This window comes from Myxococcus faecalis, assembly GCF_050039385.1.
GTDB lineage: Bacteria > Myxococcota > Myxococcia > Myxococcales > Myxococcaceae > Myxococcus > Myxococcus fulvus.
In genome coordinates this window covers 2,711,999-2,726,330 of the sequence record NZ_CP144336.1, presented here as the reverse complement: position 1 = coordinate 2,726,330, position 14,332 = coordinate 2,711,999, and the positions used below count along the sequence as shown (strand labels likewise).

Below are 14,332 nucleotides of genomic sequence, written 5' to 3'. Positions count from 1 at the left end.
AATTGCTGATTTCGCAGGGATATAATCCCTGGCATGAGAGAGCCTTCCAGCACACGCGCGGCGGCTTGGAGTCTGGCCATCCTGGGGTTGTTCATGGGCGCCTGTGGGAACGCGCCCCAGGCGCATCAGGAGGAAGCGCCGCCGGAAGCCTCCTCCACCGTGGCGGCCCTGGCCCCGGTGGTCCCGCTCTTCGACGCCAGCACTCCGCTGGAGCCCGCGCTGGTGGTGGATACACCCACGGCGCTCATCACCCGGCTCGCGGACCGGTCGAGAGATCGCCACGCGCGGGAGTCACAGTTCCAGAGCTACGAGCACTACCTGCCGCTGTACTTCGAGTACCGCACGTACAGCATCGAGGTCATCGACAGGGTGGCCAGGGGCGGCAACGACATCACCGTCAACATCACCTCGCTCTGGCCCCTGGACACGCCGGACTTCCGCGCGTTCTACCAAGGCCAGGCGGTGCTCTCTCAATACTGGTTCAACGTGGACATGGCGCAGGTGGACCCCCTGCGCTACACGGCCACCATCAATTACAACGCGAAGGAGAACCGGCGGCTGCAGGTGGGCGACCGCATGGAGATTGAAATCAGCCCCTTCATGCTGCCTCCCGTGGTGGGGCGCGCCAACTACTACGGCACGGCGTTCCTCTACATCGTGGGCCAGGGCGGCATGGTGCCCTGGGAGGGAAGGGGGGCGAACCTGGACTCGTTCCCCCTCGCCGAGACGGCGTGGCTGGGTGGGCGCACGACGCTGGGCTACAACTACTCGAACGAGCCGGCGCACCTGTTCAAGCAGATGGCGACCAACCTGGCGCCGGTGAACGCCCAGCCGTTCGTCGAGGGCCGGCGCCTGCATCACACCGACTTCGCGGACGGCTCCCACTCGGAGGCTGGCAACCCGAGCTTCACCGCGCAGCAGAACAAGCTGGGACCCTCCTACATCGCTCGCAGCTGCGTGGCCTGTCACATCAACAATGGCCGCGCGCTCCCGCCGGACCCGGCGACGTCGCTGTACACCGTGCGGTTCTATGTGAACGCAGCGCCCTGGGCGGACGTGCACTACCGGCTCAACGGGGGCTCGCAGCAGAGCTTCCGGATGGCGCGTGACAGCTCCGGTACGAACACCCAGGTGCTCACCAACGTCCCGGCGGGCTCGGTCGTGCAGTACCACTTCACCATCGGCAATTCCTCGGGAGGGCTGAGCACCACGTCCCCGGTGAGCATCACGGTGAACGGCGCGGACTCCACTGGAGCCAGCCCCCATGGCCACGTCGTCGTCGCGCCGCCCCTGCGCCACACCGTCAGGGTGGGGGTGGTGGGCACCACGGTGACGGCGCATCCGGCGTTGGGATGGGTCCTCCAGCCGCAGAGCACCCAGGGGACCCCCGAGGGCAGCGTGAGCATCTCGGGCTGGACGGTGACGAACGGCACGTATGGCGACGGCACGGGTTATCAGCTGCGGCGCCCGGTCTACGCCTTCACCGGGCCTGTTCCCACGCACCACTCGGCTCGCATCACGCCGCCCCTCGTCGGCCTGGGTTTGTTGGAGGCCATCGATGAGAACACGCTGGCCAGCCTCGCTGACCCGAATGACGCCAACGGCGATGGCATCTCCGGCCGCGTGCAGACGGTGGTGGACCCGCAGACGGGGCAGACGCGCGCGGGGCGCTTCGGCTGGAAGGCGGGCAAGGCGAGGCTCCGACATCAGGTCGCGAACGCGCTCAATGTCGACATGGGCGTCACCACGTCTGTCTTCCCCATGCCGGATTGTGGCTCGCAGCAGACCTGCGCGGGCGCGAGCACCGAGCTGGCGGACGCGGACCTGGAGAAGATGGTGCGCTACATCGCGCTGCTCGGAGTCCCCGCGCGCCGCAATCTCGGTGACGCCCAGGCGCTCCAGGGGGAGAGCCTCTTCGGGGGCATGGGCTGCGCGCGGTGCCACGTCTCGACGTTGACGACCAGCCCGTACCACCCCTACGCCGAGCTGCGGAGCCAGGTGATTCGGCCCTACACGGACCTGCTGTTGCATGACCTGGGCGCGGGGCTGGCGGACAACCTCCCGGAGGAGGGGGCGTCGGGCGCGGAGTGGCGCACGCCGCCCCTCTGGGGCATCGGCCTGACGGCGGGCGTCAGCGGCGGCGAGGCCTATCTGCACGATGGCCGCGCGCGCAGCCTCTCCGAGGCCATCCTGTGGCACGGAGGAGAGGCCGAGTCCTCCAAGGAGGCCTTCCGCACCGCGAGCGCCGCCCAGCGCGCGGCGCTGCTCAGGTTCATCCAGTCGCTCTGACTCAGGGCGCGAGGAACGGCAGGAGCTCTCCGGTCTTCTGCCACATCGACGCCGGGTAGGCCTGCGCCGAGCTGAAGCCCTTGTTCGTGAAGAGGTACTCGTAGGTGGACTGGTATGACGCCTTCCAGCCGTAGCCGGGGTGGTCCGTCTCGCTCCACTCCGACTTCGGGATGCCCATCGCCTGGAGCGCGGTGCCGAGCCACTGGTTGTAGAGCAGCCCCGCCCACAGGAAGCTGCCCTCGCTGCCCGTGCTCGAGTCGCCGCTCACCTTGCGCGTGATGTTCCGGTAGTCGCAGTAGCTGCCTGTCTTCAGGGCGCCCCCCGCGCTGCCGGCGGTGACGACCGGGACGGAGAAGGAGAAGTGCGGCGTGTTGCCGTTCTCCTGTCCCCACGCGATGAGCGCGTCATCCAGCAGCGTCCCTCCCGCGCCGTTCGAGAAGCGCTCGAAGCGGGAGACGAGGTCGAGGAACACCTGCGAGAAGAAGACCTGGTTGAACTGGACCACCAGGTCCTGGTTGGCCCCGGGCACCGTCGAGGGATGCACGACGTTGTTGTGCCAGTCCTCTCCCTGCGGCGCGCGTGGGGTGAAGGTCAGGTTCTGGTTGTTCTCGTCGATGCTCAGGGTGGCGACGCGGCAGACGCCGCAGTTCATCGCCACCGCGAGCACCTCGTTGATGAGCCGGAAGTACTCGACGTTCATCGCGGGGTCGCCCGCGAAGGCGCTGGAGTTTCGCAGCGACAGGTTGTCGGTGGTGGGGCGGGCCGGCACCTGGCAGCCGGCGCTGGTGGTCTCCAGGCGGCGCTGCAGCTCGGCGACGGCGTCGATGTGCTGGTCGAGTCGCCGCTTGTCCTCGGCCGAGAGCCGACCGTTGCCGTTGCGCAGCCGCCGGTAGCTCTCCAGGACCTTGTCCACCACGGAGGGCCGGGTGGTGCCGGGGCTGCTCGTCCCGGCCAGCAGGGTGTCGAAGAGGGCGAGTGAGCTCTCCGTGCCGCCGATGGCGCTCGTGGCCACGCCGGAGGAGCGGACCCCGGGCGTGCTGTATCCCCAGCTGCCCGTCGACGTGCCCGAGCCGGCGATGGCGACGCTCCGCTTCCGGACGGAGGCGACGCTTGGATAGAACGCCGGGGAGTAGGCCATCACCTGGTCGATGGTCGCTCGGGGGGAGCCGGGCCGCTGCTTGTCGAAGTCGTAGTAACCCAGCGGGGCGCCGAAGTTGTGACCCATGTACAGGGGGTAATCGAGCCCCCGCAGGATGTTCATCTTCGAGACGAGCGTGGGCGTGAGCACGGACGACCTCGCGGTGAGCACCCGGCTGATGGCCGCGTCACCGCTCGCGTTGGCCGTCGCGACCAGGTCTCCCCGCCGGACGTCGTGGTCCGCGTAGAACAGGCTCTGTGTCAGCGCGGCGTCCGTCGGCCACATGCTCGCGCCGAAGATGGCGCCGTGAGGGGTGCGGAAGTGCACGAAGCACTTCGGGCGCTGAGCGGCCTGGGCCTTCGCCTCGCGGGGACTCAAGAGCGAGGGGAGCAGCGGCAACGCCAGCACGGCGCCGCCCGCGCCGCGCAGGAACATGCGGCGGTCCCATCGGATGACAGGTGTGTTGCTCACTGGAAGCTCCTCTGCTTGAAGGTGGGGTGTCGGGCGATGGTCTTCAGCAGGTCGGCCATCGGCGCGCCGCTGCGCGCGACGGACTCCAGCTCCGAGAGCAGGCAGCCATCGCGAGAGGTGGACTCCACGCGAGCGTGCGCGAAGCGGAAGTAGTGCTGCGCGACGCAGGACTCGAAGAGCTGGCTCTCATCGACCATCCGCGACAGCTCCGCGGCGTTGGAGATGACCCGCTGCTCGGAGTCGTAGAGCCACACGTCCGCGGAGGTGTCCACGGCGGGCGCGGCCGTCTCCTGGCCCTGCGGGTTGAACAGCCGCTCCACGCCGCGCTCGCGTCCCAGCGCATCGAACCCCTCCAGCACGAAGCCCGGGGGATTGATGGAGTTGTTGTGGCACCCCCCGCAGCTGCCTCCGGAGGTGAGCTGGGTCACCACCTGCCGCGTCGTCATGCGGTCCGTTGGCGCGGGGGGCCTGTCGCTGGCGTTGGGCGGTGGGGCGCCGACCTGCTGGCAGAGCAGCGCGTTGCGCACCAGGTAGCCCTTGTGGATGGGACGCGTCGACGCGGTGCCCGTGGCCAGCAGCGCCGCGCGGGTGAGCAGGCCGCTGCGATTCTGGGAGGGGATGACGGGCGCTGGACCCGAGCCATCCCAGACGGGGACACCGTAGATGCCGGCCAGGAAGGGGTCGGCCGTGTAGGACCGCCGGTCGTTCAGGAAGTCGCTCACCGAGCCGCCCGACACGAGGGTGCTCCACGCGGAGAGCTGGACGTCCTCGAACATCGCGGTGCGCGTGGCGTCCGTGGGCATCTGCGCGCCGACGAAGGAGCGGTAGATGGGGTCGTTCCGGAGCGCCACCAGGGACGGCAGCTCATCCAGGCGCAGCCACTCGCTGACGAACTCGTCCAGCGAGCCGCGCAGTCGGGGGCTCTGGAGCATCCGGTCGAGCTGGGCCTCGAAGCCGCTCTCCGTCAGGAGCGAGCCATCCTCCGCCGAGGCCCAGAGCGCGTCGTCCGGAGGCGCCTGCCAGAACTGGTAGGACAGCTTCGCGGCCAGCTCGAACGCGGAGAGGGGACTCGCGGGCTGGCCGGCGGTGGTGCCGTGCTCGATCCGGTAGAGGAACCCGGGCGAGTTCAGCAGGGTGGTGATGACGTCCGCCACCGCGGCCCTGTCCACGGGCGTGGTGCCCGCGATGTCCGCGAAGACGGTGACCTCCGCGGTGGACAAGGGATGGCGCAGGGCGCGGGCGCCCCAGCCTCGGAGGAAGGACTCCAGGCAGGCCCGGTCGTTGGAGGTCTGGCTGTCGCTGGCGCAGTGGCCCAGCAGCGCGTCGCGGCGCGCGTCGGTGCTGGTGAGCTCCTGGGCCACGGCCTTGCCCAGGTCGTACATGACGTCGACCTGGGTCTGCTGGATGGACTGGTCCAGCCGGCTGAAGCCGCCCTTCACGTCGCCGGGCGCGGGGGTGCGCTGGTCCGTGGGGTAGCGGGCGAGGATGGGGGTGAGCTTCGTCCAGATGGCATCGGCTTCTTCCGGCAGCGCGCGGTCGACGACGGAGCGCAGCGAGTTCATCAGCTGCTTCCGGGACAGCCGGGGCAACGGAAGCTCCGTGGGGACGGCGCTCGTGTCGCAGGAGAACTTCGCGGGTGCCGGACGGATGGCGTCGGACGGGGACGGAGGCTCGGGTTCGCCTCCACCTCCGCCGACATGGTGGTTGTTCTTCGCGGAGCCCTCACAGGCGGCCACGCCAGCGCAAAGAAGAAGGATGCTCACGGAGCGAAGGAGCGTCATGTCCCTGGCTACTCCCGAGGCCGAAAATACTTTCCTGCCCGAAGGGACACGGCCGACGGTACTCTCGCCGACACCGCATGACCGCCTTGCTCTGCGCGCTCTCCCTCGTCGCCCTGACCCAGTCCCCGGTGGTGTCTGTTTCCTTCGACCTTCGCGCGCTCCCCGAGCAGGACTATCGGCGGTGGGACGGCGTGGAGCTGGAGCGGAAGGTGGCCCTGCGGCTGATTCAGGAGGGCTTCGCGGTCGTCTCCCCACGCGGCCCGGCCCAGCTTCGGCTGCGCGCGAGCCGGACTCCCGATGGACTGTTGCTGGAGGCCGTCGGACCGCGGCAACGCGTGGAACAACGTGTGCGCGTGGGCCGGGGCTCCATCGCGGAGCTCCATCTGGAGGTCGCGCAGAAGCTCGCCGAGATGACACGCGCGGTGCAGCCCGAGCCGGAGCCTGAGCCGTCCCCGCCCGAGCCGGTGCTCCAGCCTCCCGTGGAGGTGGCCGCTGCCCCGCCGGTGCACGCATCCGGGGTGGACCTGGGCTTGGGGTTGGGGACGCTCTGGGGCGGACCCGGGGTGGCTCCACACCTCCTGCTCTCGGCCAGGTGGGGGCTGGGGGACCTGGGACTGGATGTGGAGGCGGGGCTCGGTGTGTCCCGCGAGCCGGCGCTGAACGTGGTCGAGGTGCAGGGTGGTGCGTTCTTCAGCTATCGCCACGCCGTGTCGGAGCGCCTGCGACTGGAGCCGGCGGTGGGCGCGGGCCTCGTCGTCCATGCCTTCCGGCTCGAGGACACCTGGGTGTCGGAGCCGCGCGGTACCCAGGTCTCTCCCGCGGGCTGGGCCCGGCTGAAGCTCGGCTGGCGGTTCACCGAGCGTCTCGCCGCGGAGGTGCGCGTGGCCCTGGGGCTGCTGCGGACCGTGACGCATGTGCGCGAGGGCGAGACACTGTGGTCACGAGGAGGGGCGAGGCTCGAAACCGGCGTGCAGCTCTCGTGGGGGCTGTAGCTTCCGGAGGAAAGTTCCTTCCGCCTCATTCGTAGGTTCGCAGGTGATGGATGTCGCGTGCTGTCCACTTCAAGGCCCTGCCTGCCCGGCCCGTGTCCTTCGACGCGCTCTACGAGGCGCACGTCGAGGACGTCTACGGCTGGTCCATGCGGTACGCGGCGGGTCGTACGGGGTGGGCGGAGGACGTCACGCATGACGTGTTCCTGAAGGCCTGGGAGCACCAGACCTGGCTGCGCGAGGAGGATGTGCGGGGCTGGCTCTTTCGGGTCACGCAGAACGTGGCGTTCTCGGCCCTGCGTCGCGAGAAGACGTTCCGACAGCGCATCGCCAGCCTCTTGTTTCCGGAGTCCTCCACACCGCCGGAGTCCACGCCGGATGTGGCCCTCGAGCGCAGGGAAGCGGTGAGCAGCGCCACGGCGACGTTGGACCGCTTGCCGGGGCAGGAGCGGGTGGTGATGACCTTGAAGCTCCTGGACGACTTGAGCCAGCGCGAGATTGCCCAGCTCCTCTCGCTGTCAGAGGGCTACGTGTCGAAGTTGATCAGCCGCGCCCAGGGCCGCCTGACGGCCTGGGGATGGAAGGTGGACGATGGCGCCCCGTGACCTCCGCGCAGAGCTGCGGCGTGAAGATTCGCTTCGCCGCGAGCAAGGGATGCCGCCTGCCGTCCGTGCCCGGGTGGGCGCGCGGCTGCGGGACGCACGTGAGCCCGGGCCCACCGCGTGGCACAGGCGTCCGGTGTCCTGGGGACTCGCCGCGTCGGCGGTCGCGGTGGCGGTGGCCCTCACGGTGTTCTTCATGGGGACTCCTTCCGCGCGCTCCCTGGGTGGGCTCGAGGTCGCGCAGGCGAGCGCCGACCTGTTGGTTCGGGAGGACTCCGAGGGTGTGGTGATTCAAGGAGGCGAGGCCTCGCTGCTGGACGCGTCCCGAGGCATCACCCTCCGGAACCAGGGGGCGCTCGTAGTTCGTCGGGAGTCCACGGGTGTTCGGCTGGTCCGGGGGCGCGCGGAGTTCTCGGTGAATCATCGGCCGTCCGATGCGCTCTCCGCGGTCGTGCTCGTGTCGGGCGGTGCCATCGAGGTCATGGGCACGCGCTTCACGGTGGAGGAGCGAGGGGAGGGCGGCACCGTGACCTTGCACGAAGGGGCCATCGCCTTCCGACGGCTCGGTGGCGAGGTGGTGCCTGTGAAGCCAGGGCAGACGTTGGCGTGGCCGGTGGTCGCCCCCGACGAGCCAGCCCACCTTCCCGAGCCGGGTCCGCCTCCCACGCTGGCGACACCGCCGGCGCCGAAGGTCATTCCCTCTCGCGCTCCCGCGACGTCGGTTCGTGCTCCGAGTGTGGACGAGGTCTTGCGAGAGTTGGAGGTCCTTCGCGGTCGCCACGAGTTCGAGCAAGCGGCCCGGTACCTTGAGGAGTCGATGCGCAAGCAGCCGGTGGCGACGCGCGAGCGCCTCAGCTTCGAGCTGGGCTCGTTGTTGACGTACCAGCTGAAGGACGCGCACCGGGCCTGTGCGCACTGGGCCCGGCATGAAGAGCAGTTCCGGCGCGGGCGCTACGCGGAGGCAGTCCAACGTGCGAGTGGGGCGCTGTCCTGCGAGGGGCGGGAGCGATGAGTCGCTGGAGCCTGCTGTGTCTGGCAGCCGCGCTGACCGCCTGCGGTGAGGTCGTCATCGACCATGCTCCGACCTCCAACCTGCTCGATGCCGAGACGGCTTCACTGGAGACGGGGCTCGGCGTGTGGACCGCGTGGTACGGCGTCACTGCTTCGAGGGCGTCCACCGACGCGAGAGAGGGTGAAGCGGTCCTTCGCGTGGAGGTGACCGAGCCGTATGGCTGGGGTGTTCACCTGGACAACTGGCCGGGGTTCGCGGCGAGGCCAGGGGCGTACCGTGCCTCCTTCTGGGCCCGAGGGACCACGGCGCGCTCGGTCGTCGCGCAGCTGAAGGTCAGCTGGCGTGACTCGGGCGGCGAGGAGTTGCAGGCGCGGACACTCTCCAGCCCGGTGCTCTCCGGGCAATGGGTGCGGACCGCGCTCGAGCTGACAGCTCCAGAGGGAACGGAGCGGATGTCGGTGGAAGTGACGGGAGACGAAGGCTCCGTGGGCGATGTCATCGAGCTGGATGCCCTGGTCGTCCAGGCTTCGAGCCCCCTCTGACGCGCCTCACGCGTCGCGACCCTCCAGCTCATCGAGGGCGTTCCGTGCGCTGGAGGAAACACTGCCCCACGGCGTGGCGGCATGGTCTCTCAAGGAGCCCTCGCGCAGCGGCTCGATGGCCTTTCCATCACCCTGTTGCCCGAGCGAGTAGGCCGCCGAGTAGCGCACCTTCGCGGACGCGTCCCGGAGCTGGTCGATGAGGACCTCCACGATGCCCTCATGTCGGAAGTGGGCCAGTGCCTCCGCGGCGTCCGCCCTCATCTCTTCGTCTTCGCTCGGGTCCAGCAGGAGCTTCATCACGTGGGGCGCGGCCCGAGGTGGACTGAAGATGCCCAACGCGTGAAGCGCGGCCCGCCGGACGGACCGGGAGGCATCCTGCTCCATCGCATTGAGCAGGACCTCGATGGAGGTGTCGTGCGCGACGAGCCCCAGTCCCACCGCGGCCTCCTCCCGGAGCTTGTCCGAGGACTCGGACATGAGCGGTTCGAGCAGCGCCTGCGCCCCATCGAGCTCCAGCCGCGGAATCAACCAACAGATGTCCGCGCGAAGCTCGGGGTCGAGGCTCGAGTCCTCCAGCATCCTGACGAGCTGCTGCTCCGACGTCCCTCCCGCGCTGACGACGGAGGCCACGAGCGCTTCGGTCTGGGCCCGTCCATCGACGAGGGTTCCCTGGACGATGGCGTCCAACTTCTTCGCGAGCTTGCGGTCGGGTTTCATCGCTTCGAACACCTGCAAGCAAGGTGCTTGGGGCGGCATCTTCGCATTGAAGGCATGCTTGGCTTCGAGGCACGCGGCAGCCTCGGTGGAGGCGCTCATGGGAGGGCCCACGTGCCCGGCGTCATTCCCGTCGAAGGCCCCGTGCCTCCCCGCGAGGCCCTTGCCGACCCTCGCCATGGGCCGGGGGGCACTGGACCGAACCGGGTCCTGGGCCTTCCTGGTGTGCATTCGCATCGCGCGCCTCCCGAACCCGGGTGCCTCCGATGGAACAACGCCGTAAGGCAGAAAGGTTGAGCGAGATTCGACGAGAGGGCAAGGGACCGGCGGAGGCGCTCGTGCTCCCCGCCGGCCCCACGCGTGGATTAGAACAGGTCGTGTGCGGGCCAGGCGTTGACGCCGTTCACGACGCTCCACATCAGGCTGTCGAGGTTGATGTCGGAGACGCCCGAGCTGTTGCTGTTGTTGGAGTTGGTCATGGCGGACCAGGTGAACTCCTCGGTGTTGCTGGGGCCGTAGCGGTCATCGGTCCGCACCACCAGGGCCAGGGTGCCCGGGACGTAGCCGCCGTGCCACCAGTTGGGGATGCTGTTCACCGACCAGCCCTTGGCGTAGTTGACGGCGTTGCCCGCGGTGTTCGGCGCCGTCGTGCGCGTGGTCATCGTGGTGGTCGTGCCCGCGCTCAGCAGGTCCGGCACGGTGGAGAACCCATCCGCGTGCACGGAGACACGCACCAGGTCGATGGGCGTGACGACCCAGCCGCCGTGCGCGTCCATGCGGCGTACTGGCATGCCGTACGGGTTGGCCGCCCCCGTGCCGAGCTGGTAGTAGGCGACCTCGTTGGACAGCCGCGCGGCCAGGGTGTCGCCGCCCACCGCGAAGCTGGTGGCGCCGCTGGGCGCGAACACGCGGCTCTGCATGTAGGCTTCATAGGTCATCCCCGTGACGCGCTCGATGATGCGACCCAGGACGCTGTAGCCGAAGTTCGAGTACTGGTACCGCGTCCCCGGCGCGAACTCGAGCGGCACGTTCTGCAGGACCCACTGGATGAGCTGCGCGTGGTTCATGCCCGTGTTCATGAACATGGGGTCGCCGGTGCCGTCGTTGCCGTCGTTGTCCCAGGCGCCCGCGGTGTGCTCCAGCAGGTGCTGGACCGTGATGTTCAGCACTCGGCTGTCGGCGTAGGTTCCCTGCGCGCCGTAGATCTCACCGAGCAGCGCGCCCCGGCCGAAGACGCGGTCCGTCAGCTGAATCTGGCCGCTCTCGATGAGCCGCATGATGCCGATGGACGTCATCGGCTTGGAGACGCTGGCGACGCGGAAGCGGTGGGAACTGTTGACCGGGGTGCCGTTGCTCCGGTCGGCCACGCCATAGCCCTTGGCGAACACCAGGCGCCCGCGGCGGGTGATGGCCAGCGACAGGCCGACGGTGTTCGAGGCGTTCATCGCCTGCTGGACGGTGTTGTCGATGTGCTGCAGGTCCGCGGCGCTGAACGTCAGGTTCTGCCAGAGCAGCGAGAACTCGGGCGCGCTCCCGTTGTTGTGCGCCGCCACCAGGATGGGGCGGTACCCCTGGTTCCTGAGGTCTGTCGCGGCCTGCTGATACGCGGCCGAGGTGAGCCCATGGCGCGCGGCCATCGGAATCCCCGAGGACGCGTGGAAGATGGCCGCGTACCGGTCCGTGCCGCCCACGTTGTAGCTGCTGACCTTCGCGAGCTGATAGCCCTGGGACGCGTTGGTGGTGAAGGTGGACTGGTACTGGGTCGCGGTCATCCCGTGGTGGGCCCGCCAGGCCGGCCCGGCCGACTGCTCCCAGATGGCCGCGTAGCGCTCCGCGCCACCGGACGTGTAGCCGCTCACGTGCACGGGCCGGTAGCCCTGGCCCGTCCAGGTGTTGAACTCCGTCTGGTACTGGGCCGCGGTCATGTCATGGCGGGCCACCCACGGGGCACCATTGTCCGCGTGGAAGATGACCGCGAAGTAGGCGACGCCTCCGACGCTGTAGCCGTTGACCATCACCGGGCGGTAGCCCTGCGCGTTCTGATTGACGACGGCCGTCTGGTACTGCGCGGAGGTCAGCCCGTGCGAGGCCCGCCAGGCGGGCCCGCTCGTGTCCTCGAAGATGGCGGCATAGCGGGCACTGCCCGCGTCCTCGTAACCACTGACATAGGAGAGGCGATAGCCTTGCCCCGTCCAGGTGTTGAACTCCGTCTGATATTGGGCGGCGGTGAGGTTGTGGCGGGCGACCCAGGGGTCATAGGGACCGACCAGGGCCTGCTGGGACGTGGACTCCGGCGTGGACTCCGGAGCGGCGGGCGCCTCCTGCTCGGGCACCCCGCATCCCACCAGGGATGCCATCAGCACTGACAGGGCTGTCAGCAGCGGCTTCATTCCAAAGGCTCTCATGTGTGTGGACTCCTGTTTGGCGGTGTGGCTGCCAGCCAGGAACGAACCCTGGGCCCATTTCACCTCAGGTGCGGAATGAGGGCGCCGCCTTCCTCTCGCACAGTGTTGGGTTTGCATACATTTCGGCAGATGGGCCCATGTCGCTTCTCCTCATGGAACTGCTTCGCCCGTTCTGCGGCTTGGCCCATTACGTCGAACTCGGCCGGATCGAGCAGTGGCCGGAAATCGACCTCCAACCTCTCACCTCCCTGTGGGAGGAGTCTGAACGGAGCGTGCTACGCCCACTAATGGCCTCGGCGAACGTCTAGACCTTGAGCCGGCTGTGATCTCCTTGGTTTCGGCGAACGGGCCGCCGATGACCTTCTTGCACTGCGCCTGCTGTCCTTCATGCGCGCCCCCGGTCTCACCGGCGTGAAGCCGGCAATGTCTATCAGCAGCACGCCGGCCTTACATGGCTCTTCGTCGAACGCGTGCATTGGGGCGAGTGCTGCTGCCGTCGGCAACTTGCCCGCTTTGGTCTGCTAATTCGCCTTCACCATCAACATTCCAATGCGTACCATCTGAGTTCTTCCTTGACTCAGGAACTGGTGGGCCACGTGCTCGCTGGCGATTGCACCGAGTATGTCCGCACGCGGCGCGGGAGAACGTGCGCCGAATGGCCAAGAAGCCGCTCGCAATGCCTGAACACTCTGAAATTACTGTGCCAAACAAAGTGCTCGCGGCGCCTTCGGGCGCTCAAGAAAAGTCCTATTCAGGTGCTAAGGGGTCAACCGTTGGACCAGGAACGTCACCCTCATTGGAAGCGTAGCGCAGGTTTTTGAACGGCTGGTTCACCCGGAATGGAGGCATCACAATGGCTGGTATCGCAAACTGACCACAAGTCTGCTGCACGAAAGCACGAAAATACGGCCAAAGATGGACCATGCCATTGGTGCTTGCAAATGCTTGCAGCTTCTCATCGTTGAACTCCAGCCCTGGGTGCACGCGATAGTACGCCACGAGATGGAGATTCGCGGTGAAGAACGAGTCCCTCTTGGGCTTACCTTCTGCGTGGGCTTTGACTTCAAACTTCCCAATTACGCGAAGCTCGTTCTCAACGAGCTGGCAGTTTAGATTGATGGATAAGCCTGCGGTGAGCGGAGTGCCGACATCTGGGGCATCGGCATGTAGGCGCGCATAGGTTCCTATCGTGCGGACATCATAAAGCTCCGAATCCGCAGCTATCCGGGCCACCGCAGATACCATCCCATCGCGCTGCTCGTTCGTCGGTCGCTCGGTTCTTTCGTTGCTCATGAGCTTAACCAAAACTTACCTGTGCGAGTTGTCTCGCAGGCGGAATGTCCTTCAAGGACTTGGTGCCTACGCGCACTTGTCTGTTGAATTGAACGACTGGCGCGATATGCGTTGACTGGTGTGGTGTTTTCTCTCCAGCCCACAGTCTCTCGAGTTCACGAAGGCGAGACTCTGGGTCTTCTGCGAGTAGGCCCAGTAATCCTGCAATAACAGGAGAACTCTCCTTGCCGCCCTTCAGCTTCGAGATATACCCACGCGACAGTCCGAGTGTGCGCTCTAACTCTTGCTGGCTCACCACGGCTGGAGCGAGTGCCGAAAGCGACTCAGATATAAGCTGCGAGAGCCGCTCCTGGTACGCGCGTGACATCCCTTCATCGAAGGTTGCCGCCACTCGGGGATTGAAGATGATCTTTCCGCAGAAGTCGCAAGTCGGGAGTTCAACATCCTCCGGAAGCTCCAGCTCACGAAAGATTCGGTGTGGGAAGCGACGCCCTTTCCCTCCACGGTCAATGAGGGTTCCTCGCTCACAGGATGGGCAGGGTCTATTCTCCATGTATGTCCTCAACCAGGCCCTAGTGGGCCGGCGATACGATCTTTTGCGAGCTTGTAGAGAGGGTGCAGTGAAAGTACGAAGACCTTCTTGGCCCTGACTTCGGTGATCTTGAACTTGAGATACCAATTTCGTTTTCGGAGCCCAAACTTCTCGAATAGCTCCTCGGACACTGAGAACGCGTACTCGTCGTAGACGCCGCGGATCCCTGCCGTGTTGATTTCAATTGTTCCGAAGTAGTCCCCCGATGTCACGAGCGTGAAGGCCGCTTCGATGAACTCGACGGCTTCGACCATCGAAGCGAGTTCCTCCAAAAGCACCTGCATGCAGCTCTTTCCAGAGTCGTATTCATACCCTCCGGCAGCTACCAGAGCCTTTGCTGTCTCCAAGTCATGGGTCGGTCTCCTTGCGGACACGGTGCAGAGATAGTTCGGACTGAGTCCAAACGCAAGGTGGAGCAAAGTAGGGGAAGTTCGCCATCATCTCTTTCGTGCTTGGTAGGCAGCAAGGCAGGAACCAGGTCTGGCCCTAGTTCTGATCGGAGGT

Annotated in this window: 11 protein-coding genes; 5 read left to right on the top strand and 6 right to left on the bottom strand. The window is 67.1% G+C overall.

What is annotated here, in order from left to right; all coding sequences use genetic code 11:
• Window positions 1–33: 33 nt before the first annotated feature.
• Window positions 34–2,289, top strand: a complete 2,256-nt coding sequence (locus tag VZQ01_RS10660) for a di-heme oxidoredictase family protein (protein ID WP_426747763.1) — start codon at window positions 34–36, stop codon at window positions 2,287–2,289.
• Window position 2,290: 1 nt separating this feature from the next.
• Here VZQ01_RS10660 and VZQ01_RS10655 read toward each other — a convergent pair whose 3' ends face one another.
• Together VZQ01_RS10655 and VZQ01_RS10650 are read right to left on the bottom strand one after the other, a co-directional pair.
• Window positions 2,291–3,898, bottom strand: a complete 1,608-nt coding sequence (locus VZQ01_RS10655) for a DUF1552 domain-containing protein (protein WP_426747762.1) — start codon at window positions 3,896–3,898, stop codon at window positions 2,291–2,293.
• Window positions 3,895–5,679: a DUF1592 domain-containing protein gene (locus VZQ01_RS10650; protein ID WP_426747761.1), complete on the bottom strand. Its 1,785-nt coding sequence runs from the start codon at window positions 5,677–5,679 to the stop codon at window positions 3,895–3,897. Before VZQ01_RS10650 ends, VZQ01_RS10655 begins: the two co-directional genes overlap by 4 nt.
• A 77-nt stretch (window positions 5,680–5,756) precedes the next feature.
• Between VZQ01_RS10650 and VZQ01_RS10645 the strand changes: the two genes are divergently transcribed.
• The 4 genes from VZQ01_RS10645 to VZQ01_RS10630 all read left to right on the top strand — a co-directional run bounded on the left by VZQ01_RS10645 (window position 5,757) and on the right by VZQ01_RS10630 (window position 8,824).
• Window positions 5,757–6,671 carry a hypothetical protein gene (locus VZQ01_RS10645; RefSeq protein WP_426747760.1) on the top strand — a complete coding sequence of 305 codons (915 nt, stop codon included), beginning with the start codon at window positions 5,757–5,759 and terminating at the stop codon, window positions 6,669–6,671.
• Window positions 6,672–6,721: 50 nt separating this feature from the next.
• Window positions 6,722–7,273: an RNA polymerase sigma factor gene (locus VZQ01_RS10640; RefSeq protein WP_426747759.1), complete on the top strand. Its 552-nt coding sequence runs from the start codon at window positions 6,722–6,724 to the stop codon at window positions 7,271–7,273.
• A gap of 412 nt (window positions 7,274–7,685) precedes the next feature.
• Window positions 7,686–8,282 (top strand): FecR family protein, encoded by a 597-nt coding sequence (locus tag VZQ01_RS10635; protein WP_426747758.1) that lies wholly within the window; start codon window positions 7,686–7,688, stop codon window positions 8,280–8,282.
• Window positions 8,279–8,824, top strand: a complete 546-nt coding sequence (locus VZQ01_RS10630; protein ID WP_408891463.1) for a hypothetical protein — start codon at window positions 8,279–8,281, stop codon at window positions 8,822–8,824. Before VZQ01_RS10635 ends, VZQ01_RS10630 begins: the two co-directional genes overlap by 4 nt.
• A gap of 6 nt (window positions 8,825–8,830) precedes the next feature.
• Here the strand turns inward: VZQ01_RS10630 and VZQ01_RS10625 are convergent, their stop codons facing one another.
• The 4 genes from VZQ01_RS10625 to VZQ01_RS10610 form a co-directional block, all read right to left on the bottom strand.
• Window positions 8,831–9,541 carry a HEAT repeat domain-containing protein gene (locus VZQ01_RS10625; protein WP_426747757.1) on the bottom strand — a complete coding sequence of 237 codons (711 nt, stop codon included), beginning with the start codon at window positions 9,539–9,541 and terminating at the stop codon, window positions 8,831–8,833.
• 362 nt (window positions 9,542–9,903) lie between these two features.
• Complete coding sequence (locus VZQ01_RS10620; RefSeq protein ID WP_426747756.1) at window positions 9,904–12,060, bottom strand: serine hydrolase; 2,157 nt, start codon at window positions 12,058–12,060, stop codon at window positions 9,904–9,906.
• A gap of 630 nt (window positions 12,061–12,690) precedes the next feature.
• Window positions 12,691–13,236, bottom strand: coding sequence for a hypothetical protein (locus tag VZQ01_RS10615; protein ID WP_408891460.1), 546 nt, complete (start codon window positions 13,234–13,236; stop codon window positions 12,691–12,693).
• A 561-nt stretch (window positions 13,237–13,797) separates the two neighbouring features.
• Window positions 13,798–14,175 (bottom strand): hypothetical protein, encoded by a 378-nt coding sequence (locus VZQ01_RS10610; RefSeq protein WP_408891459.1) that lies wholly within the window; start codon window positions 14,173–14,175, stop codon window positions 13,798–13,800.
• Window positions 14,176–14,332: the final 157 nt, after the last annotated feature.